The sequence below is a fragment of the Streptomyces luteoverticillatus genome (assembly GCF_003970715.1).
GTDB classification, from domain to species: Bacteria; Actinomycetota; Actinomycetes; order Streptomycetales; family Streptomycetaceae; genus Streptomyces; species Streptomyces abikoensis.
In genome coordinates, this window is the sequence record NZ_CP034587.1 from 5,351,904 (window position 1) to 5,375,167 (window position 23,264).

8 protein-coding genes, 1 tRNA gene, 3 rRNA genes and 1 pseudogene are annotated in these 23,264 nt (G+C 67.4%); 11 read left to right on the top strand and 2 right to left on the bottom strand.

What is annotated here, in order from left to right; translation table 11 throughout:
• Positions 1-40: 40 nt before the first annotated feature.
• Positions 41-283, bottom strand: a complete 243-nt coding sequence (locus tag EKH77_RS23980) for a hypothetical protein (protein ID WP_126916375.1) — start codon at positions 281-283, stop codon at positions 41-43.
• 244 nt (positions 284-527) lie between these two features.
• Between EKH77_RS23980 and thyX the strand changes: the two genes are divergently transcribed.
• The 8 genes from thyX (at position 528) to EKH77_RS24025 (ending at position 10,773) form a co-directional block, all read left to right on the top strand.
• Positions 528-1,268, top strand: a complete 741-nt coding sequence (thyX, locus tag EKH77_RS23985; RefSeq protein WP_126916376.1) for an FAD-dependent thymidylate synthase — start codon at positions 528-530, stop codon at positions 1,266-1,268.
• Between the two features lie 194 nt (positions 1,269-1,462).
• Entirely contained in the window at positions 1,463-2,362 is a 900-nt protein-coding gene (gene dapA, locus EKH77_RS23990) for a 4-hydroxy-tetrahydrodipicolinate synthase (RefSeq protein WP_126916377.1), read from the top strand.
• 139 nt (positions 2,363-2,501) lie between these two features.
• Positions 2,502-4,187: a ribonuclease J gene (locus tag EKH77_RS23995; RefSeq protein ID WP_126916378.1), complete on the top strand. Its 1,686-nt coding sequence runs from the start codon at positions 2,502-2,504 to the stop codon at positions 4,185-4,187.
• Positions 4,188-4,721: 534 nt separating this feature from the next.
• Positions 4,722-6,245 (top strand): 16S ribosomal RNA (locus EKH77_RS24005).
• A gap of 274 nt (positions 6,246-6,519) precedes the next feature.
• A 23S ribosomal RNA gene (locus EKH77_RS24010) occupies positions 6,520-9,641 on the top strand.
• Between the two features lie 75 nt (positions 9,642-9,716).
• Positions 9,717-9,833: ribosomal RNA gene (gene rrf, locus EKH77_RS24015) — 5S ribosomal RNA — on the top strand.
• The 16S, 23S and 5S rRNA genes sit together here, the layout of an rRNA operon.
• A 96-nt stretch (positions 9,834-9,929) precedes the next feature.
• On the top strand, positions 9,930-10,625 hold the full coding sequence (locus EKH77_RS24020) for a DegT/DnrJ/EryC1/StrS family aminotransferase (protein WP_126916380.1): 696 nt from the start codon (positions 9,930-9,932) through the stop codon (positions 10,623-10,625).
• A 75-nt stretch (positions 10,626-10,700) separates the two neighbouring features.
• Positions 10,701-10,773 (top strand) — tRNA-Thr (locus tag EKH77_RS24025).
• 58 nt (positions 10,774-10,831) lie between these two features.
• Here EKH77_RS24025 and EKH77_RS24030 read toward each other — a convergent pair.
• Positions 10,832-13,492 (bottom strand): SpoIIE family protein phosphatase, encoded by a 2,661-nt coding sequence (locus EKH77_RS24030; RefSeq protein ID WP_126916381.1) that lies wholly within the window; start codon positions 13,490-13,492, stop codon positions 10,832-10,834.
• A gap of 212 nt (positions 13,493-13,704) precedes the next feature.
• Between EKH77_RS24030 and EKH77_RS24035 the strand changes: the two genes are divergently transcribed.
• The 3 genes and pseudogenes from EKH77_RS24035 to EKH77_RS24045 all read left to right on the top strand — a co-directional run bounded on the left by EKH77_RS24035 (position 13,705) and on the right by EKH77_RS24045 (position 23,099).
• The gene (locus EKH77_RS24035; protein WP_206279910.1) at positions 13,705-19,242 is read left to right on the top strand and encodes a HAMP domain-containing protein; all 5,538 of its coding nucleotides are present in this window, start codon (positions 13,705-13,707) and stop codon (positions 19,240-19,242) included.
• Positions 19,243-19,516: 274 nt separating this feature from the next.
• Positions 19,517-20,206, top strand: a complete 690-nt coding sequence (locus tag EKH77_RS24040) for a response regulator (RefSeq protein ID WP_126916383.1) — start codon at positions 19,517-19,519, stop codon at positions 20,204-20,206.
• Positions 20,207-20,352: 146 nt separating this feature from the next.
• Positions 20,353-23,099 (top strand): annotated as a pseudogene (locus EKH77_RS24045) (DNA translocase FtsK).
• The last annotated feature ends 165 nt before the right edge of the window (positions 23,100-23,264 follow it).

Here is a 23,264-nt window from a genome sequence, read left to right on the forward strand (position 1 = left end):
CTGTGCGCGGTGAGGGTATCCGGTGCCCCCGGGCCAGTGATCAGCGGCCCGCGTTGGCCTCGGACTTCTGGCTGTGGCCCGGGTTCTGCTGACCCGTCTCCAGCGACGGCATCCCGAACAGCAGCGCGCCTATCAGTCCTGCCGCCACCGTCAACCCCACCAGCGTGCGGCCGAGTAGCTCCGAACGACTGGCACCGCCTCGGGGCGGCGGGGTGACGTTGCTGCGGTAGCGCTCGGCCTCGGCGACGAAGGCGAACGGCACGGGCTCTCGCCGGCGGAACATGGTGGGCTCTCCTAGGAACCTCGAAAGTGTGCTGTCACACCTGAAGACGCGCGAACCGGGCAAGAGGTGCCCGATTCTCCATAACTTCTGTGAAAAATATCAACTGGCGTGCCGGGCCTTCCTGTGGCAGCGGGAACCGGGCGGCCGCCGGGGGCCGCCCGCGGGCCGGTGTCGGCCGAGTGTCAGTGGTGGCGCTTAGGCTTGGCGGCGGCCAAGCACAACAGCACAAGGAAGGACCCCGCCGGTGAGCGACACCCCCACCGAGGACTTGAAGCCCAGGTTCCGCAGCGATGTGACCGTCGAGCTGGTCAAGCACAGCGCGGCCGACTCGGACGTGCTGTGGGCGGCCCGGGTCTCCACGGCCGGCGAGCAGTCCCTCGAAGAGATCACCAAGGACCCCGAGCGGTCCAAGGGGCTCATCAATTACCTGATGCGCGACCGCCACGGCAGCCCCTTCGAGCACAACTCGATGACCTTCTTCATCAGCGCCCCGATCTTCGTCTTCCGCGAGTTCATGCGGCACCGCGTCGGCTGGTCGTACAACGAGGAGTCCGGCCGCTACCGCGAGCTGGAGCCCGTCTTCTACGTGCCGGGCGAGTCCCGCAAGCTGGTCCAGGAGGGCCGCCCGGGCAAGTACGTCTTCGTCGAGGGCACCGAGGCGCAGCACGAGCTGACCGGCCGCGCCATGGAGGACAGCTACCGCCAGGCGTACGAGGCGTACCAGGAGATGCTGGCCGCCGGCGTCGCCCGCGAGGTCGCCCGATCGGTCCTTCCGGTCGGCCTCTTCTCGTCGATGTACGCCACGTGCAACGCCCGCTCCCTGATGCACTTCCTCGGGCTGCGTACCCAGCACGAGCTGGCGAAGGTCCCCTCGTTCCCCCAGCGGGAGATCGAGATGGTGGGCGAGAAGATGGAGGCGGCGTGGGCCGAGCTCATGCCGCTCACCTACGAGGCCTTCAACAAGAACGGTCGCGTCGCCCCGTAGGGCGCGTCGACCTGCGGTGACGCGCTGCTACGGGACCGGCGGGCAAGGTGTCCGTATTGCGGCGTTTCGTCACCTTCATCTACGCTGAAAAAACGGACCCGGCACTGCTTGAACCCCGAGCAGGCAGTGCCGGGATCCCTTTAGGCACTCCCCGAGGGGGTACCTCACGGTGAGCAACGAGTAGCGTGGCCCCTATGGCTCCGACCTCCACACCGCAGACGCCCTTCGGGCGGGTCCTGACCGCCATGGTCACGCCCTTCACCGCCGACGGCGCCCTCGATCTCGACGGCGCTCAGCGCCTCGCCGCCCACCTCGTGGACGCAGGCAACGACGGCATCGTCCTCAACGGCACCACCGGTGAGTCCCCCACCACCAGCGATGCGGAGAAAGCCCAGCTCGTACGCGCCGTGGTCGAAGCGGTCGGCGACCGCGCCCACGTCGTCGCCGGAGCCGGCACCAACGACACCCACCACAGCATCGAGCTGGCCCGCGCCGCCGAGCAGGCGGGCGCCCACGGCCTCCTCGTGGTCACGCCCTACTACAGCAAGCCCCCGCAGGAGGGCCTGCGCCGCCACTTCACGGCGATCGCCGACGCCACGGGCCTGCCCGTGATGGTCTACGACATCCCCGGCCGCAGCGGCGTCGAGATCGAGACCGAGACGATGGTCCGCATCGCCGAGCACCCGCGCATCGTCGCCAACAAGGACGCCAAGGGCGACCTCGGCGCGGCGAGCTGGGCCATGGCCCGCTCGGGCCTCGCCTGGTACTCCGGCGACGACATGCTCAACCTGCCGCTGCTCTCCATCGGCGCGGTCGGCTACGTCTCCGTCGTCGGCCACCTCGTCACCCCTGAGCTCCGCGCGATGCTCGAGGCGCACCGCTCCGGCGACGCCGACAAGGCGGCCGAGATCCACCGGCGCCTGCTCCCCGTGTACACGGGTATGTTCCGCACCCAGGGCTTGATCACCACCAAGGCCGCCCTGGCGCTCCAGGGCCTGCCCGCGGGCCCGGTGCGGCTGCCCCTCGTCGGCCTCACGGACGAGCAGACCGAGCAGCTCAAGAGCGATCTCGCCGCCGGCGGGGTACAGCTCTAGCACCCAGACTTCACAACCGAATACCGAGAACAACTGAAGATCGAGCAAAACTGAAGATCGAAAACAATTGCAAGTGCACGAATGTCATGCGCGCCATGTGTCCGGAGGGGCATGTGGCGTGCGTGGTGAGGAGAGTCTTTTGAGCCACCCGCACCCTGAACTCGGCGCGCCGCCGAAGCTCCCCAAGGGCGGCCTGCGCGTCACCCCGCTCGGCGGTCTCGGTGAGATCGGCCGCAACATGACGGTCTTCGAGTACGACGGCCGCCTGCTGATCGTCGACTGCGGAGTGCTTTTCCCCGAGGAGGAGCAGCCCGGAGTCGATCTGATCCTGCCCGACTTCTCGTCCATCCGGGACCGCCTCGACGACGTCGAGGGCATCGTGCTCACGCACGGCCACGAGGACCACATCGGCGGCGTCCCCTTCCTGCTCCGCGAGAAGCCGGACATTCCCCTGATCGGCTCCAAGCTGACCCTCGCCCTGATCGAGGCGAAGCTCCAGGAGCACCGCATCCGCCCGTACACCCTCGAGGTCGCCGAGGGCGACCGCGAGCGCCTGGGCCCCTTCGACTGCGAGTTCGTCGCGGTCAACCACTCCATCCCGGACGCCCTGGCCGTCGCCATCCGCACCCCCGCGGGCATGGCCGTGCACACCGGCGACTTCAAGATGGACCAGCTTCCGCTGGACGGCCGCCTCACCGACCTCCCGGCCTTCGCCAAGCTCGGCGAGGAGGGCATCGACCTGCTGCTGGTGGACTCCACCAACGCGGAGGTCCCCGGCTTCGTCCCGCCCGAGCGTGACATCTCGGGTGTTCTGCGCCAGGTCTTCGCGGGCGCGCAGAAGCGGATCATCGTGGCCAGCTTCGCCAGCCACGTCCACCGCATCCAGCAGATCCTCGACGCCGCCCACGAGTACGGGCGCCGCGTCGCCTTCGTCGGCCGCTCGATGGTCCGCAACATGGGCATCGCCCGTGACCTGGGCTATCTGCGGGTGCCGGCCGGTCTCGTCGTCGACGTCAAGACCCTCGACGACCTGCCGGACGACGAGGTCGTGCTCGTCTGCACCGGTTCCCAGGGCGAGCCGATGGCCGCGCTCTCGCGCATGGCCAACCGCGACCACCAGATCCGGATCGTCCGCGGCGACACCGTGATCCTCGCGTCGTCCCTGATCCCGGGCAACGAGAACGCGGTCTACCGCGTGATCAACGGCCTCACCCGCTGGGGCGCCAACGTCGTGCACAAGGGCAACGCCCGCGTGCACGTCTCGGGCCACGCCTCCGCCGGCGAGCTGCTGTACTTCTACAACATCTGCAAGCCGAAGAACCTGATGCCGGTCCACGGCGAATGGCGTCACCTGCGCGCCAACGCCGAACTGGGTGCTCTGACGGGCATTCCCAAGAACCACATCGTCATCGCCGAGGACGGTGTGGTGGTCGACCTGGTCGACGGCCAGGCGAAGATCGTCGGCAAGGTGCAGGCCGGCTATGTGTATGTGGACGGCCTCTCGGTCGGCGACGTCACCGAGGCCTCGCTCAAGGACCGTCGCATCCTCGGGGACGAGGGCATCATCTCCGTCTTCGTGGTCGTCGACAGCACGACCGGCAAGGTCGTGAGCGGCCCGCAGATCCAGGCTCGCGGTTCCGGCATCGAGGACGCGGCGTTCAACGCCGTCGTCCCGAAGATCGAGGAGGCCATCGCCAGGGCCGCCGCGGACGGCGTCGCCGAGCCCCACCAGCTCCAGCAGCTCGTCCGCCGCTCGGTGGGCAAGTGGGTCTCCGACAGCTACCGCCGCCGGCCGATGATCCTCCCGATCGTCGTCGAGGTCTGACCCGTCCGGCCCACCTGAGGTCTGACGCGGCATCAGCCGTATGGACGGCCGCCCCCGCTGCCGATTTGCATCGGGCGCGGCCGTCCAGTACGTTTACGGCTCCACCGCAGAGGGAACACCGCAGCACTTCGAGTGCGGGGCGGAGCTCCGGAAAGCGAGTGGAAATCCGGCTCAGAGAAATCTGATAAAGTCGGGGAAGCCCGGTCCGACAGGGCGCCAGAAATGAAAATCCGAACCGGGAACGGAACGGAAAACGGATCTGGTAAGGTTGGAAACACCGAAGGGAAGCCCGGAGGAAAGCCCGAGAGGGTGAGTACAAAGGAAGCGTCCGTTCCTTGAGAACTCAACAGCGTGCCAAAAGTCAACGCCAGATATGTTGACACCCCGTCCATCTCGATGGATGAGGTTCCTTTAAAAAGTCCTCTGCTCTTGATTGAGTGGGGGCAACACACAGCGAGGACGCTGTGAACGACCGGGCCTATTCCGCCTGGTTGTTCCGCTCAACGCGAGTGTGAACCGGATTACCGGTAAACATTCACGGAGAGTTTGATCCTGGCTCAGGACGAACGCTGGCGGCGTGCTTAACACATGCAAGTCGAACGATGAAGCCCTTCGGGGTGGATTAGTGGCGAACGGGTGAGTAACACGTGGGCAATCTGCCCTGCACTCTGGGACAAGCCCTGGAAACGGGGTCTAATACCGGATATGACTACTGACCGCATGGTTGGTGGTGGAAAGCTCCGGCGGTGCAGGATGAGCCCGCGGCCTATCAGCTTGTTGGTGGGGTGATGGCCTACCAAGGCGACGACGGGTAGCCGGCCTGAGAGGGCGACCGGCCACACTGGGACTGAGACACGGCCCAGACTCCTACGGGAGGCAGCAGTGGGGAATATTGCACAATGGGCGAAAGCCTGATGCAGCGACGCCGCGTGAGGGATGACGGCCTTCGGGTTGTAAACCTCTTTCAGCAGGGAAGAAGCGAAAGTGACGGTACCTGCAGAAGAAGCGCCGGCTAACTACGTGCCAGCAGCCGCGGTAATACGTAGGGCGCAAGCGTTGTCCGGAATTATTGGGCGTAAAGAGCTCGTAGGCGGCTTGTCGCGTCGGATGTGAAAGCCCGGGGCTTAACCCCGGGTCTGCATTCGATACGGGCAGGCTAGAGTTCGGTAGGGGAGATCGGAATTCCTGGTGTAGCGGTGAAATGCGCAGATATCAGGAGGAACACCGGTGGCGAAGGCGGATCTCTGGGCCGATACTGACGCTGAGGAGCGAAAGCGTGGGGAGCGAACAGGATTAGATACCCTGGTAGTCCACGCCGTAAACGTTGGGAACTAGGTGTGGGCGACATTCCACGTCGTCCGTGCCGCAGCTAACGCATTAAGTTCCCCGCCTGGGGAGTACGGCCGCAAGGCTAAAACTCAAAGGAATTGACGGGGGCCCGCACAAGCAGCGGAGCATGTGGCTTAATTCGACGCAACGCGAAGAACCTTACCAAGGCTTGACATACACCGGAAACGGCCAGAGATGGTCGCCCCCTTGTGGTCGGTGTACAGGTGGTGCATGGCTGTCGTCAGCTCGTGTCGTGAGATGTTGGGTTAAGTCCCGCAACGAGCGCAACCCTTGTCCTGTGTTGCCAGCATGCCCTTCGGGGTGATGGGGACTCACAGGAGACTGCCGGGGTCAACTCGGAGGAAGGTGGGGACGACGTCAAGTCATCATGCCCCTTATGTCTTGGGCTGCACACGTGCTACAATGGCCGGTACAATGAGCTGCGATGCCGTGAGGTGGAGCGAATCTCAAAAAGCCGGTCTCAGTTCGGATTGGGGTCTGCAACTCGACCCCATGAAGTTGGAGTTGCTAGTAATCGCAGATCAGCATTGCTGCGGTGAATACGTTCCCGGGCCTTGTACACACCGCCCGTCACGTCACGAAAGTCGGTAACACCCGAAGCCGGTGGCCCAACCCTTGTGGAGGGAGCCGTCGAAGGTGGGACTGGCGATTGGGACGAAGTCGTAACAAGGTAGCCGTACCGGAAGGTGCGGCTGGATCACCTCCTTTCTAAGGAGCACATAGCCGACTGCGAGCGAATGACTCGCACGGTTGCTCATGGGTGGAACGTTGACTATTCGGCACAGTTCTTGAGGGTTCACTAGTACTGCTTCGGCGTGGAACGTGAAACCTGGGAATTGGGTCGGGCACGCTGTTGGGTGTCTGAGGGTACGGACTATGGTCCGGCACCTTCGACGCCGGCCCCGGTAAAGGTCTGCTTCGGCAGGGTGTGACGGGTGGCTGGTCGTTGTTTGAGAACTGCACAGTGGACGCGAGCATCTGTGGCCAAGTTTTTAAGGGCGCACGGTGGATGCCTTGGCACCAGGAACCGATGAAGGACGTGGGAGGCCGCGATAGGCCCCGGGGAGCTGTCAACCGAGCTTTGATCCGGGGGTGTCCGAATGGGGAAACCCGGCAGTCGTCATGGGCTGTCACCCGCTGCTGAACACATAGGCAGTGTGGAGGGAACGCGGGGAAGTGAAACATCTCAGTACCCGCAGGAAGAGAAAACAACCGTGATTCCGGGAGTAGTGGCGAGCGAAACCGGATGAGGCCAAACCGTATGTGTGTGATACCCGGCAGGGGTTGCGCATGCGGGGTTGTGGGATCTCTCTTTCATGGTCTGCCGGCCATGAGACGAGTCAGAAACCGTTGATGTAGGCGAAGGACATGCGAAAGGTCCGGCGTAGAGGGTAAGACCCCCGTAGCTGAAACATTAGCGGCTCGTTTGAGAGACACCCAAGTAGCACGGGGCCCGAGAAATCCCGTGTGAATCTGGCGGGACCACCCGCTAAGCCTAAATATTCCCTGGTGACCGATAGCGGATAGTACCGTGAGGGAATGGTGAAAAGTACCGCGGGAGCGGAGTGAAATAGTACCTGAAACCGTGTGCCTACAAGCCGTGGGAGCGTCGCACAAGGGCTTGCTCTTGTGTCGTGACTGCGTGCCTTTTGAAGAATGAGCCTGCGAGTTTGCGGTGTGTTGCGAGGTTAACCCGTGTGGGGAAGCCGTAGCGAAAGCGAGTCCGAATAGGGCGATTGAGTAGCGCGCCCAAGACCCGAAGCGGAGTGATCTAGCCATGGGCAGGTTGAAGCGGAGGTAAGACTTCGTGGAGGACCGAACCCACCAGGGTTGAAAACCTGGGGGATGACCTGTGGTTAGGGGTGAAAGGCCAATCAAACTCCGTGATAGCTGGTTCTCCCCGAAATGCATTTAGGTGCAGCGTCGTGTGTTTCTTGCCGGAGGTAGAGCACTGGATAGGCGATGGGCCCTACCGGGTTACTGACCTTAGCCAAACTCCGAATGCCGGTAAGTGAGAGCGCGGCAGTGAGACTGTGGGGGATAAGCTCCATGGTCGAGAGGGAAACAGCCCAGAGCATCGACTAAGGCCCCTAAGCGTACGCTAAGTGGGAAAGGATGTGGAGTCGCAGAGACAACCAGGAGGTTGGCTTAGAAGCAGCCACCCTTGAAAGAGTGCGTAATAGCTCACTGGTCAAGTGATTCCGCGCCGACAATGTAGCGGGGCTCAAGCGTACCGCCGAAGTCGTGTCATTGCAGTACATACCCCTAACGGGGACTGTGATGGGTAGGGGAGCGTCGTGTGCCGGGTGAAGCAGCCGTGGAAACGAGTTGTGGACGGTTCACGAGTGAGAATGCAGGCATGAGTAGCGATACACACGTGGGAAACGTGTGCGCCGATTGACTAAGGGTTCCTGGGTCAAGCTGATCTGCCCAGGGTAAGTCGGGACCTAAGGCGAGGCCGACAGGCGTAGTCGATGGACAACCGGTTGATATTCCGGTACCCGCTTTGAAACGCCCAATATCGAATCAGGCGATGCTAAGTCCGTGAAGCCGCCCTGGAGTCTTCGGACAAAGGGGAGTGGTGGAGCCGACGAACCAGACTTGTAGTAGGTAAGCGATGGGGTGACGCAGGAAGGTAGTCCAGCCCGGGCGGTGGTAGTCCCGGGGTAAGGGTGTAGGGCGTTGTCCAGGTAAATCCGGACAGCATGAAGCCTGAGACCTGATGCCGAGCCGATTGTGGTGAAGTGGATGATCCTATGCTGTCGAGAAAAGCCTCTAGCGAGTTTCATGGCGGCCCGTACCCTAAACCGACTCAGGTGGTCAGGTAGAGAATACCGAGGCGTTCGGGTGAACTATGGTTAAGGAACTCGGCAAAATGCCCCCGTAACTTCGGGAGAAGGGGGGCCATTTCTGGTGATCGGATTTACTCCGTGAGCTGGGGGTGGCCGCAGAGACCAGCGAGAAGCGACTGTTTACTAAAAACACAGGTCCGTGCGAAGCCGTAAGGCGATGTATACGGACTGACGCCTGCCCGGTGCTGGAACGTTAAGGGGACCGGTTAGCTCCATTTCGGTGGGGCGAAGCTGAGAACTTAAGCGCCAGTAAACGGCGGTGGTAACTATAACCATCCTAAGGTAGCGAAATTCCTTGTCGGGTAAGTTCCGACCTGCACGAATGGCGTAACGACTTCTCGACTGTCTCAACCATAGGCCCGGTGAAATTGCACTACGAGTAAAGATGCTCGTTTCGCGCAGCAGGACGGAAAGACCCCGGGACCTTTACTATAGCTTGATATTGGTGTTCGGTTCGGCTTGTGTAGGATAGGTGGGAGACTGTGAAGCATGCACGCCAGTGTGTGTGGAGTCGTCGTTGAAATACCACTCTGGTCGTGCTGGATGTCTAACCTGGGTCCGTGATCCGGATCAGGGACAGTGTCTGGTGGGTAGTTTAACTGGGGCGGTTGCCTCCTAAAGGGTAACGGAGGCGCCCAAAGGTTCCCTCAGCCTGGTTGGCAATCAGGTGTTGAGTGTAAGTGCACAAGGGAGCTTGACTGTGAGACCGACGGGTCGAGCAGGGACGAAAGTCGGGACTAGTGATCCGGCGGTGGCTTGTGGAAGCGCCGTCGCTCAACGGATAAAAGGTACCCCGGGGATAACAGGCTGATCTTCCCCAAGAGTCCATATCGACGGGATGGTTTGGCACCTCGATGTCGGCTCGTCGCATCCTGGGGCTGGAGTCGGTCCCAAGGGTTGGGCTGTTCGCCCATTAAAGCGGTACGCGAGCTGGGTTTAGAACGTCGTGAGACAGTTCGGTCCCTATCCGCTGTGCGCGTAGGAGTCTTGAGAAGGGCTGTCCCTAGTACGAGAGGACCGGGACGGACGAACCTCTGGTGTGCCAGTTGTCCTGCCAAGGGCATGGCTGGTTGGCTACGTTCGGGAGGGATAACCGCTGAAAGCATCTAAGCGGGAAGCCTGCTTCGAGATGAGGACTCCCACCCACTTGATGGGGTAAGGCTCCCAGTAGACGACTGGGTTGATAGGCCAGGTGTGGAAGACCGGTAACGGTTGGAGCTGACTGGTACTAATAGGCCGAGGGCTTGTCCTCAGTTGCTCGCGTCCACTGTGTTAGTTCTGAAATAACGAACATCCAAAGTGCCGGATGACGTTAATTTCATAGTGTTTCGGTGGTCATAGCGTTAGGGAAACGCCCGGTTACATTCCGAACCCGGAAGCTAAGCCTTTCAGCGCCGATGGTACTGCAGGGGGGACCCTGTGGGAGAGTAGGACGCCGCCGAACTATTATTCAAAAAAGCTCTGATGTGTGGACTTCGGTTCACGCGTCAGAGCTTTTTTGTTTTCACCGGGTTCACCTCCCGTGGGCAGCATCCCCGGCATGCGGACTGAAGAGAAGCTCGTCGCCGCGGGTGTCCGTGCGGGGAGCGAGATCATCGTTCCCTCCTTCGCGACCGCCGAGGCCGCCGTGGCCGTCCGGAACGTAGGGGCTTTCCCCGTCTTCGCCGACATCGATCCCGCTACCTTCTGCCTCGACCCGGCCGCCGTGGCCGGCGCCCTGACATCGCGTACCGCCGCCGTCGTGCCCGTCCCCCTCTTCGGTCACCCGGCCGCCGACCTGAGCGCCCTACGACAGGTGGCGTCCGGCCGCGCCTTGCCCGTCGTCGAGCACAGCGAACCGGCCCCCGCCTCCCCGGACATCGCCCGGCGGCGTTCCCACGCCGCCTATCTCGACGCCCATCTCTCCGGGGTGGTGACTCCCACAGCGTCCCCCGGCGCCGAGCACCGCTACGACTCCTACGTCGTTCGCGTCCTCGGCAACGGCCGGCCCGACCGGGACGCGTTCGCCCGGGCGTTGCGGGCTCGTGGCGTCCGGTGTCACGTGCCCGTACAGACGCCCGTGCACCGGTTGCCGTCCTTCGTGCGGCGCACGCGCGTGCCGTGGCTTCCGGAGACGGAACGGGCCGCCGACGAATGTCTGGCCCTGCCCATCGACGAAGTGTCGTCGCTCCGGGAACTGCAGCGGCTCGTATCGGCCTGCAACGCGCTCGGCGGGCTGCTTCCCACCGCTGCCTGAGCGCCGCCGCCCGGTGGCCAAAAGCCCGTGCGAACGTGGGGTATGCTTTATCCCGTCGACAGCGACAAGCGACAGGCCCCAATAGCTCAGTCGGCAGAGCGTCTCCATGGTAAGGAGAAGGTCAACGGTTCGATTCCGTTTTGGGGCTCTTGAAAAGAAGGCCCCCGCCATTCGGCGGGGGCCTTCTTCATTTCTCCGTTCTCCGGTTATCGGTCCTGACGCTCCGGCACCCGCATGGCGAGGATGGCCATGTCGTCGGAGGCGGGCTCGGCGGCGAAGCGTTCGACCGCGCGGAGAACGCGCGCCGCGACCGCGCCGGCCGTCAGGCCCGTACAGGTCGTCAGAACGTCCGTCAGGCCGTCGTCGCCGAGCATGCGCGTGCCCTCGCGGCGCTCGGTGACGCCGTCCGTGACGCACAGCAGGACGTCGCCCGGGTCGAGGGTGACGGTCTGCTCGTACAGCTCCAGGTCCTCCATGACGCCCAGCAGCGGCTGCGGGTCCGCCGCGGGCTCCACGGTGCCGTCCTGGCGCAGGCGCAGCGGCAGGGGGTGGCCGGCGCAGACGACCTTGAGGAGGGCGCTGCCGTCAGGCTGTGGGCGCAGCTCTCCGTAGAGGAGGGTGAGGAAGCGGCTGCGGGCGCCCTCGTCGAGGATGGCGGCGTTGAGGCGCTGGAGGACGGCGGGGCCGCCGAAGCCCTCGCGGGCGAGCAGGCGCAGGGCGTGCCGGGCGAGGCCGGTGACGGCCGCCGCCTCCGGGCCCGTGCCGCAGACGTCGCCGATGGCGAAGCCGTAGGCGCCGTCGCGGATGGGGAAGACGTCGTAGAAGTCGCCGCCGACCTCGTTGCCCTCGCCGGCCGCGCGGTAGATGACCTCGACCTCCACGCCGGGGACGTCCGGGAGCTCGGGCGGCAGGAGGCTGCGCTGGAGGCTCTGGCTGATGGCGGTGCGCTCGCTGTAGAGGCGGGCGTTGTCGAGGGCGAGGGCGGCCCGGCGGGAGAGGTCCTCGGCGAGTTCGAGGATCTCCTGGCGGAAGTGGTCGTCGCTGGGCTTGCCGAGGGTGAGCATGCCGATGACGCGGTTGCGGGCGACGAGCGGCAGGACCACGGTCTCGCCGCCGACGGCGGCCGCCGTGGCGAGGGAGGGGCCGGGGGCCGGGATGTCCCCCTTGGCGTCGGCGAGGCCGAAGCTGCGCAGGGAGGTGCGCAGGGCGGCCGCGTGGGCGGCCTCGGTGGGGGCCGTCCAGACGCGGGCGCCGGGGGTGGGGACCGGGTCGGGCGGGGCGACCTTGGACAGCAGGGCCTTGAGGCCGTCGATGCGGTCCTCGTCCTCGTGGAGGACGTAGGACAGCTCGGGGTCCGAGCTCTGGTCGGCGATCGTGTAGACGGCGCACCAGGTGGCCAGGGTGGGGACGGTCATCTGGGCCATCAGGGCCAGGGTCTGGTCGCGGTCGAGGGTGCCGGCGAGGAGGTCGGATGCCTCGACGAGGAAGGAGAGCGAGCCGCGGCGCAGCCGCTCCAGCTCGCCGAGGCGGGCGGACTCCACGGCGAGGGCGATGCGGTCGGCGGCGAACTGGAGGCGCAGCGCCTCCTCGTTGCCGTAGCGGCGGGGGGACTCGGCGGCGACGCCGAGGGAGCCGGTGAGGCGTCCCTCGACCTTGAGGGGCACGGTGACGACGGAGCGCATGCCGGTGTCGGCGAGGAGGGGGACAGCGCCGGGGACGACGCTGAGGTCGTCGTGGACGGCGGGCATCCGGGCGGAGCCGTAGCGTCCGGTGCCGGCCTCGACGGGGACGCGGGCGAACCGCTGGCGGGCGGAGGGCAGGCCGGTGGAGGCGCGGACCTCCAGTTCCGTCTCGTCGTCGGTGGCCAGCAGGAGATAGGCGGAGTCGCCGTCGAGCATGTCGCGGGCGCGCTCGACGGTGCGCTGGAGGAGGCCGTCGAGGTCGTCGGGGGCGGGGGAGCCGATGAAGACCTCGAACGGGTCCGTGGCGGCGCCGCGCTCGCTGGTGGCCGGGTCGGCGGCGGTGGCGCGCGGCGGGGTCTGGAGGACGGCGCGCTCGTCGTCGCGGACGAGCAGGCAGACGGTGGAGGGGGCGCCGGCGGTGTCGCGGACGCGGAGGTGGGAGGCGTAGACGGGGACGATGCGGCCGTCGGCGCCCCTTATGCCGTAGGAGCCCTCCCAGCGGGAGAGGCGCAGGGCCTCCTCGATGCCGGTGGAGGTGCCGGGGGTGTGGGGCCAGGCGGCGAGGTCGGTGAGGGGCTTGCCGATGACCTGTTTGGCGGCGAAGCCGAAGAGGTCGTGGGCGTCGTCGTTCCAGGCGTTGACGGCGCCCTGGTGGTCGATCTGGATGACGGCGACGCGGACGCGGGCGTCGGCGACGGGCAGGGCCTCGGCGGGGAGGGCGGGGCCGGCGGAGCGGGTGCCGGCCGGGCGGTCGGGCAGATCGATGCGGAACCAGACGGTCTTGCGGGTGGGGCTGTACTCGACGCCCCAGCGGGAGGCCAGGGAGGCGCACAGCAGCAGCCCGCGGCCGCCTTCGCGGTCGAGGCCGCCCAGGGGCCGGCCGGGGCTCTGTACGGGCAGCTCGCGCTCGGGGTAGCGGTCGGCGACCTCGACGCGCACCCCCGTGGTCATACGGACGCACAGCACCTCGGCGGCGGTGCCCGCGTGAACGACGGCGTTGGTGACCAGCTCGCTGGTGAGGACGACGGCGTCGTCGATGACGTCGAGGAAGCCCCAGCCCTGGAGGGTGTCCCGGACGAAGGCGCGGGCGGCCGCTACCGAGCGTCCTACCGGCTCGAAGGTGGCGGCAGCACGCGCGGTGATCACAGGTCTCCTCATCAATGTCTCGGCGATCTGCTCACCCATGTGCAGCGCCCCTCCTTGCCCGGCCGGATGCCAGGTTACTTACCTCCGCCGTGTGCGCGGATGCCGGTGCACAGGGATTCCACACTTGGGGGTGCCGGTGGACCGTGTGCGATGCTGCCGACTGTTATGGCCTGGTTGGGCCGGGGTGAAACACTGGGACAGCTCGAAGCGGAAGCCCGACGAGGATGATCGAACCTGCGGGAGGGACGACGGTGGAGTCTGGCGCGACGGCGCGGGCCGCAAGCACGCGCGCGAAGGGCGGACGGGCCCGGCCCAACGGGACGATCGAGGTGGACGCCGCTGCCCTGCACCGGCTGCTGTCGGCCCTGGAGGCGATGCGGGACGGGAATTTCCGCAAGCGGTTGACGGTGCCCGGGGACGGGGTGATGGCCGAGGTCGCCGCCGTGTTCAACGAGGTCGCGGACCGTAATCTGCAGCTCACGGGCGAGCTGAACCGGGTGCGGCGGGTCGTCGGCCGTGAGGGGAAGCTCACGGAGCGGCTCGAGCTCGGCGCCTGCGAGGGGTCCTGGGCGGCGGCGATCGACGCCTGCAACGCCCTGGTGGACGATCTGGCGCGGCCGGTGTCCGAGGTGGGCCGGGTGCTGTCGGCGGTGGCCGAGGGCGATCTGGAGCAGCGGATGGACCTGCGCTCCCAGGGAGCGGACGGGTCCGCTGCGCACCCGTTGCGGGGCGAGTTCCTGAAGGTCGGGCGCACGGTCAACGGGCTGGTCGACCAGCTGTCGGCGTTCACCGACGAGGTGACGCGCGTGGCGAGCGAGGTCGGTACCGAGGGCAAGCTCGGCGGGCAGGCCCGGGTGCGCGGTATGTCGGGTTCGTGGAAGGACCTGACGGACTCCGTCAACACGATGGCGTCCCGGTTGACCGCTCAGGTGCGTGACATCGCTCTCGTGACGACGGCTGTCGCGAAGGGCGATCTCTCCCGGAAGGTCACGGTGCACGTGGCCGGGGAGATGCTGGAGCTGAAGAACACCGTCAACACGATGGTGGACCAGCTGTCGTCCTTCGCCTCCGAGGTCACACGTGTGGCCCGCGAGGTGGGTACGGAGGGCGAGCTGGGCGGCCAGGCGCAGGTGCCGGGGGTGGCGGGTGTCTGGAAGGACCTGACGGACTCGGTCAATCTGATGGCCGGCAATCTGACGGCCCAGGTGCGCGGGATCGCGCAGGTGACGACGGCGGTCGCCAACGGCGACCTGTCGCAGAAGGTCACGGTGAGCGCGCGCGGCGAGATCGCGCAGCTGGCCGAGACGATCAACCAGATGACGGAGACGCTGCGCACCTTCGCCGACGAGGTGACGCGGGTGGCCAACGAGGTCGGTGCCGAGGGCCGGCTGGGCGGTCAGGCGCAGGTGCCGGGTGCGGCGGGTACGTGGAAGGACCTCACCGATTCGGTGAACACCGCGTTCCGCAACCTCACCGGCCAGGTCCGGGACATCGCTCAGGTGACGACGGCGGTGGCGAACGGCGATCTGGGCCAGAAGGTCACCGTGGACGTGTCCGGCGAGATGCTGGAGTTGAAGAACACCGTCAACGGCATGGTGGACCAGCTCCAGTCCTTCGGCGCCGAAGTGACGCGGGTGGCGCGGGAGATCGGCGTCGAGGGAGAGCTCGGCGGTCAGGCGGCGGTGCCGGGTGCGGCGGGTACGTGGAAGGACCTCACCGATTCGGTGAACACGGCCTTCCGCAACCTCACCGGCCAGGTGCGCAACATCGCCCAGGTGACGACGGCGGTGGCGAACGGCGACCTGTCGCAGAAGGTCACCGTGGACGTCTCCGGCGAGATGCTCCAGCTGAAGAACACCGTCAACGGCATGGTGGACCAGCTGTCGTCGTTCGCCGACCAGGTGACGCGGATGGCGCGGGACGTGGGCACGGAGGGCCGCCTCGGCGGTCAGGCGCGGGTGCCGGGTGTCAGCGGCACCTGGAAGGAGCTGACCGACTCGGTCAACTTCATGGCGGGCAACCTCACCTCTCAGGTGCGGCAGATCGCCCAGGTGACGACGGCGGTGGCGCGCGGTGACCTGTCGCAGAAGGTCGACGTGGACGCGCGCGGCGAGATCCTGGAGCTGAAGAACACCATCAACACGATGGTCGATCAGCTCTCGGCCTTCGCCGAGCAGGTGACCCGGGTGGCCCGCGAGGTGGGTACGGACGGCCGGCTGGGCGGTCAGGCGCAGGTGCCGGGAGTGGCGGGCGTCTGGCGCGACCTCACCGACTCGGTGAACGGCATGGCGGAGAACCTGACCGCGCAGGTCCGCAACATCGCGCAGGTCGCGACGGCGGTGGCGCGCGGCGACCTCTCGCAGAAGATCGACGTGGACGCCCGGGGCGAGATCCTGGAGCTGAAGAACACCCTCAACACGATGGTGGACCAGCTGTCCTCGTTCGCCGAGCAGGTCACGCGGGTGGCCCGTGAGGTGGGCACCGAGGGCATCCTGGGCGGCCAGGCGGAGGTGCAGGGCGTCTCGGGCACCTGGAAGGACCTCACGCAGTCGGTCAACTTCATGGCCAACAACCTGACGTCCCAGGTGCGCAACATCGCCGAGGTGACCACGGCGGTCGCCAAGGGCGACCTGTCGAAGAAGATCACGGTCGACGCCAAGGGCGAGATCCTCGAGCTCGTCACCACGGTGAACACCATGGTCGACCAGCTGTCGGACTTCGCCGAGCAGGTCACGCGCGTGGCCCGTGAGGTGGGCACCGAGGGGCAGCTGGGCGGTCAGGCGCGGGTGCGGGACGTCACCGGCATCTGGAAGGACCTCACCGACAACGTCAACCTGATGGCCAACAACCTGACCATTCAGGTGCGCAACATCTCGCAGGTCGCGGGCGCGGTCGCCAACGGCGACCTGACCAAGAAGATCACCGTCGAGGCGCGCGGCGAGGTCGCGCAGCTGGCCGACACGGTCAACACGATGGTGACGACGCTGTCGTCGTTCGCGGACGAGGTCACGCGCGTGGCCCGTGAGGTGGGCACCGACGGCATCCTGGGCGGCCAGGCGCGCGTCCCGGGCGTCAGCGGCACCTGGAAGGACCTCACCGAGTCGGTGAACTCGATGGCGTCCAACCTGACCGGCCAGGTCCGCAACATCGCGATGGTGACCACCGCCATCGCGCAGGGCGATCTCACCAAGAAGATCGACATCGACGCGCGCGGTGAGATCCTCCAGCTGAAGACGACCATCAACACGATGGTCGACCAGCTGTCGTCCTTCGCCGACCAGGTGACCCGCGTGGCCCGTGAGGTGGGTACCGAGGGCCAGCTCGGGGGTCAGGCTCGGGTGCGTGACGTGGACGGCACGTGGCGCGACCTCACAGAGTCGGTGAACGAGATGGCAGGCAATCTGACCCGGCAGGTACGGGCCATCGCCGAGGTCGCCACCGCGGTGACCCGCGGCGACCTCAACCTCAAGATCGACGTCGACGCGGCGGGCGAGATCCTGGAGCTCCAGGACAACATCAACACGATGATCGCCAACCTCCGCGAGACCACCCTGGCCAACAAGGAGCAGGACTGGCTCAAGGGCAACCTCGCCAGGATCTCCGGCCTGATGCAGGGCCGCCGCGACCTGGAGGACGTCGCCGGGCTCATCATGAGCGAGCTGACGCCCGTGGTCTCCGCGCAGCACGGCGCGTTCTTCCTGGCGATGCCGACGGACCCGCACGAGGGGGAGAGCGGCGCGGACGCCTACGAGCTGCGGATGCTCGGCTCGTACGGCTACTCGATGGGGTCGATGCCCACGTCGTTCCTGCCGGGCGAGTCGCTGATCGGCACGGCGGCCAAGGAGAAGCGCACGATCCTGGTGGAGAACGTGCCGCCGGGCTATCTGAAGATCGCCTCCGGGCTGGGCGAGGCGCCGCCGGCCCATGTGATCGTGCTGCCGGTGCTCTTCGAGGGCCAGGTCCTCGGTGTGATCGAGCTGGCGTCCTTCCAGCCGTTCGCGCAGATCCAGAAGGACTTCCTCAGCCAGATCGCCGAGATGATCGGCACCAGCGTCAACACCATCAGCGTCAACACCAAGACCGAGGTGCTGCTCAAGCAGTCGCAGGAGCTCACCGAGCAACTGCGGGAGCGGTCGGCGGAGCTGGAGAACCGGCAGAAGGCGCTGGAGATCTCCAACGCCGAGCTGGAGGAGAAGTCCGAGCGGCTGGCGCGGCAGAACCGCGACATCGAGGTGAAGAACACCGAGATCGAGGAGGCCCGGCAGGTGCTGGAGGAGCGGGCCGAGCAGCTCGCGGTCTCCATGCGCTACAAGTCGGAGTTCCTCGCCAACATGTCGCACGAGCTGCGCACGCCGCTCAACTCGCTGCTGATCCTGGCCAAGTTGCTGGCCGACAACGCCGAGGGCAATCTCTCGCCGAAGCAGGTCGAGTTCGCCGACACGATCCACGGGGCGGGCTCGGACCTGCTCCAGCTGATCAACGACATCCTGGACCTGTCGAAGGTCGAGGCGGGCAAGATGGACGTCAGCCCGTCCCGGATCGCGCTCGTCCAGCTCGTCGACTACGTGGAGGCGACCTTCCGGCCGCTGACGGCGGAGAAGGGCCTGGATTTCTCCGTGCGGGTCTCGCCGGAGCTGCCGACCACGCTCCACACCGACGAGCAGCGGCTGCTCCAGGTGCTGCGCAACCTGCTGTCGAACGCGGTGAAGTTCACGGACACCGGCGCCGTGGAGCTGGTGATCCGCCCGGCCGGCGCGGAGGTCCCGGACAGCATCCGGGAGCAGCTGCTGGAGGCCGGTTCGCTGCGGGACGCCGACGCGGAGATGATCGCCTTCTCGGTCACCGACACCGGCATCGGCATCGCGCAGAGCAAGATGCGCGTCATCTTCGAGGCTTTCAAACAGGCCGACGGCACGACGAGCCGCAAGTACGGCGGCACGGGCCTGGGTCTGTCCATCAGCCGGGAGATCGCCCGGCTGCTCGGCGGGGAGATCGACGCGGCGAGCGAGCCCGGCCGGGGCTCGACCTTCACCCTCTACCTGCCGCTCAACCCCGGCGAGCTGCCGCCCCAGGGTTATCCGCAGCCGGGCGCGGAGGGCGTCGGGGGCGCCGGGCAGGAGACGTCCGGGGCCGGGCACGGCGGGCCGGAGGGCGACGCCTCGCCCGCCCGGCAGGCGGCGGGGCTCTTCCTGCGCCGCCGTCGCGCGGCCCAGGCCGCCGGGCGGGCGGCCGCCCCGGCCCGGGACGGGCAGGGCGACGGGGCGGTGCCGGGGGCGCGGCTGCCCGCCGCGCCGTCCCCGGAGCCCTCGGCGACGGGCTGGCCGCAGCCGGCCGCCTTCGGCGGCGGGATGACGCACGGTGGTTTCGGCACCGACGCGGGCAACGGCTACGGAGGCGGTTTCAGCGGCGGGTTCAACGGCGAGAAGGTGCTGATCGTCGACGACGACATCCGCAATGTGTTCGCCCTCACCAGCGTGCTGGAGCAGCACGGCCTGTCGGTGCTCTACGCGGAGAACGGCCGCGAGGGGATCGAGGTGCTGGAACAGCACGACGACGTCGTGGTGGTCCTGATGGACATCATGATGCCGGAGATGGACGGCTACGCCACGACCGCGGCGATCCGCAGGATGCCGCAGTTCGCGGGGCTGCCCATCATCGCGCTGACGGCGAAGGCCATGAAGGGCGACCGGGAGAAGAGCATCGACGCCGGAGCGTCCGACTATGTCACGAAACCTGTGGATACTGACCATCTCCTCACGGTGATGGAGCAGTGGATGCGCGCAGAGTGACGGAATCTCGTTCACTCTTTGACAATTCGCTGACTCAGTGTGGCCGAGGGCGTGTGGGAGCGCGGTATTCGGGGAACCTTCTGGTCCCCCACCGCGTTTCTGCTACGTGCACAGTGACATCGCGGTGACAGGGTGTGGCGACGGGCGGGGTGCGGCTACCATGACCGGCACAAGGACGGGCGGCGCTAGGGAGTCGTCCCCCGGGGCGGCGCCCGGTGCTTCCCCCGGCTCCGCGAGCCGGGGAGACCCCAAGCCGGGACGAGGAGGACGGGGCATGGTGCAGAAGGCCAAGATCCTCCTGGTCGATGACCGGCCGGAGAATCTGCTGGCGCTGGAGGCCATTCTCTCCGCGCTCGATCAGACGCTGGTACGGGCATCGTCAGGGGAGGAAGCGCTCAAGGCGCTGCTGACGGACGACTTCGCGGTGATCCTGCTGGACGTGCAGATGCCCGGCATGGACGGCTTCGAGACCGCGGCGCACATCAAGCGGCGGGAGCGGACGCGGGACATCCCGATCATCTTCCTCACCGCCATCAACCACGGCCCCCACCACACCTTCCGGGGCTACGCGGCGGGCGCGGTCGACTACATCTCCAAGCCCTTCGACCCGTGGGTGCTGCGCGCCAAGGTCTCGGTCTTCGTCGAGCTGTACATGAAGAACTGCCAGCTGCGCGAGCAGGCCAGCCTGTTGCGCCTCCAGCTCGAGAACGGCGGCCACTCCGGCCGCACCGGAGTGCTCGAACCCCAGGAGCCCGCCGGGCTGCTCGCCGAGCTCTCCGCACGGCTCGCCGCCGTCGAGGAGCAGGCCGAGGCGCTCTCCAAACAGCTGGACGAGTCCGCCGACGCGGCAGCCGTCGCCACCGCCGCCCACCTGGAGCGCAAGCTCACCGGACTGCGGCGCGCCCTGGACGCGCTGGAGCCCGGAGCCGGCAGCGGCGCCAGCCCGGTCCCCTCACAGAGCTGACCGCGCCCTCGCCGCCCGGCCGCTCCGGTGAGGCGTCGCCCGGCGTTTGACGCTGCGTCACCCGCGTCACTACGGCCCGTCGACACGAACGGGTGAACGCCCGGCCGCACGTGTACCGCGCGGCCGACACCGGTAACCTCGGCACCATGGCCTCACGTACGTCCGGCAAGGGTTCCCAGAGCACGGCGGGCACCTCCAAGCAGCGCGCCGGGCGCGCAGGGGCCCCCGCCAAGAAGACCGCCGCGAAGAAGTCCCCGGCCCGGCCCGCGAGCCGGCCGCCCGCGCGCAAGGCACCGGCCAGGAAGGCCGCCGCCAAGCGCCCGCCGGGCGGCGCCCGCAAGGTCGGCCGCGGAATCGCGCAGGGCGCCGGCACCGTCTTCCGCGGCGTCGGCCGGGGCGCCAGGGGCCTCGACCCCGCCCACCGCAAGGACGGGCTCGCGCTGCTCCTCCTCGCCTTGGCCCTCATCGTGGCCGTCGGCACCTGGTCCAGCCTCGACGGCCCCGTGGGCGACCTCATCCGCCTGTTCGTCACGGGCGCCTTCGGCCGCCTGGACCTCGTCGTACCGATACTCCTCGCCGTCATAGCGCTCCGGCTCTTCCGCCACCCCGAGCGCCCCGAGGCCAACGGACGGATCGTCATCGGCCTGACGGCACTGGTCCTCGGCATCCTCGGCCAGGTCCACGTGGCCTGCGGATCGCCGGGACGGGGCTCCGGCTGGCAGGCCGTGCGCGACGCCGGCGGCATGATCGGCTGGGTCGCCTCCAAGCCCCTGCTCTTCACGGTCGGCGAGATGCTCGCCGTCCCGCTGCTCGCGCTGCTCACCGTCTTCGGGCTGCTCGTGGTCACGGCCACCCCGGTCAACGCCATCCCGCGCCGGCTGAGGGAGCTCGGCATACGGCTCGGGGTCATCGAGCCGCACCCCGGGGAGTACGGGCACGAGGCCGTCGCCGGATACGCCGACCACGACGACTACGACGACGAGTGGCGCGCCGTGCCCGCCCGGCGCCCCCGCCGCACCGCCGCCCCCGCCGGCCCCGAACAGGCCGAGGAGGAGGCGCTCGAACGGCGCCGCAAGCCCCGCCGCGCCGCCGTGGCACCCCCGGGGGACCGGGAACCGGACGCCGTGGACCTCGCCGCGGCGGCCGCCGCCTCCCTGGACGGGGCCGTGCTCCACGGCGTCCCGCCGACCCCGCTCGTCGCCGACCTCAGCAGCGCCGTCTCCGGCGCCGCCACGGACGGGGGACGCGCCGGGAGCGGGCGTGCCGCCGGGCGGAAGAAGCCCGCCGCGGACGAGGCCGCCGACCGCGCCACGAGCCGTCCGTCCGTACCGGCCAGCGTCCCCGACCTGACCAAGCCCGCCCCGAGCCCGTGCCCGGCGGCCTGCCCGCGCGCGCCGAGCAGCTGCAGCTCGCCGGTGACATCACCTACGCGCTGCCCTCGCTCAACCTGCTGGAGCGCGGCGGCCCGGGCAAGACCCGCAGCGCCGCGAACGACGCCATAGTGGCCTCGCTGACCAACGTCTTCGCGGAGTTCAAGGTCGACGCGGCCGTCACCGGCTTCACCCGGGGCCCGACGGTCACCCGCTACGAGGTCGAGCTGGGCCCGGCCGTCAAGGTCGAGCGGATCACCGCCCTCACCAAGAACATCGCCTACGCCGTCGCCAGCCCCGACGTCCGCATCATCAGCCCCATCCCCGGCAAGTCCGCGGTCGGCATCGAGATTCCCAACAGCGACCGCGAGATGGTCAACCTCGGGGACGTCCTGCGGCTGGCCGACGCCGCCGGCGACGACCACCCGATGCTCGTCGCGCTGGGCAAGAACGTCGAGGGCGGCTACGAGATGGCCAACCTCGCGAAGATGCCGCACATCCTGGTAGCCGGCGCCACCGGCTCCGGAAAGTCGTCCTGCATCAACTGCCTGATCACCTCGATCATGGTCCGGGCCACCCCCGAGGACGTCCGGATGGTGCTCGTCGACCCCAAGCGCGTCGAACTTACGGCCTACGAGGGCATCCCGCACCTGATCACCCCGATCATCACCAACCCCAAGCGGGCCGCCGAGGCCCTCCAGTGGGTCGTGCGCGAGATGGACCTGCGCTACGACGACCTGGCCGCCTACGGCTTCCGGCACATCGACGACTTCAACGCCGCCGTGCGCGCCGGAAAGGTCACCCCGCCGCAGGGCAGCGAGCGGGAGCTGTCGCCCTACCCCTATCTGCTGGTGATCGTCGACGAGCTCGCGGACCTGATGATGGTGGCCCCGCGCGACGTCGAGGACTCCATCGTCCGGATCACCCAGCTCGCGCGCGCCGCCGGCATCCATCTGGTGCTGGCCACCCAGCGGCCCTCCGTCGACGTCGTCACCGGCCTCATCAAGGCCAACGTGCCCTCCCGGCTCGCCTTCGCCACCTCCTCCCTCGCCGACAGCCGCGTCATCCTCGACCAGCCGGGCGCCGAGAAACTGATCGGCAAGGGCGACGGCCTCTTCCTGCCCATGGGGGCCAACAAGCCCATCCGGATGCAGGGCGCCTTCGTCACGGAGGGCGAGGTCGCCGCGATCGTCCAGCACTGCAAGGACCAGATGGCGCCGGTCTTCCGCGAAGACGTCACCGTCGGCACGTCCAGGAAGAAGGAGATCGACGAGGACATCGGCGACGACCTCGACCTGCTGTGCCAGGCCGCCGAACTGGTCGTCTCCACCCAGTTCGGCTCGACCTCGATGCTCCAGCGGAAATTGCGTGTGGGATTCGCCAAGGCGGGCAGACTCATGGACCTGATGGAATCGCGCGGCATCGTGGGCCCCAGCGAGGGCTCCAAGGCGCGTGACGTGCTGGTGAAACCCGATGAGCTGGACGGTGTGCTCGCGATCATCCGAGGAGAGGACCAGGCGTAGCGGCCGGGCAGCGGCAGCTGGAAAAGGTCCCTGGTCCACCGTTTCTCTCGGGCTCGAGCGGAGTTGAGCGAGGGGGGGAGGGGCGATGTGCCACCGTCGTGATCACAGAGCCTTCTGATGGCCTACAAAGTCCGGCTTCCCGCTTGCCCGACCGTTTCGCATGCC

Excerpts from the sequence above, each read along its gene's own strand:
- EKH77_RS23980 (WP_126916375.1), bottom strand. The coding sequence starts at position 283 with ATGTTCCGCCGGCGAGAGCCCGTGCCGTTCGCCTTCGTCGCCGAGGCC.
- dapA (WP_126916377.1), top strand. The coding sequence starts at position 1,463 with ATGGCTCCGACCTCCACACCGCAGACGCCCTTCGGGCGGGTCCTGACC.
- EKH77_RS24020 (WP_126916380.1), top strand. The coding sequence starts at position 9,930 with ATGCGGACTGAAGAGAAGCTCGTCGCCGCGGGTGTCCGTGCGGGGAGC.
- EKH77_RS24030 (WP_126916381.1), bottom strand. The coding sequence starts at position 13,492 with ATGGGTGAGCAGATCGCCGAGACATTGATGAGGAGACCTGTGATCACC.
- EKH77_RS24040 (WP_126916383.1), top strand. The coding sequence starts at position 19,517 with ATGGTGCAGAAGGCCAAGATCCTCCTGGTCGATGACCGGCCGGAGAAT.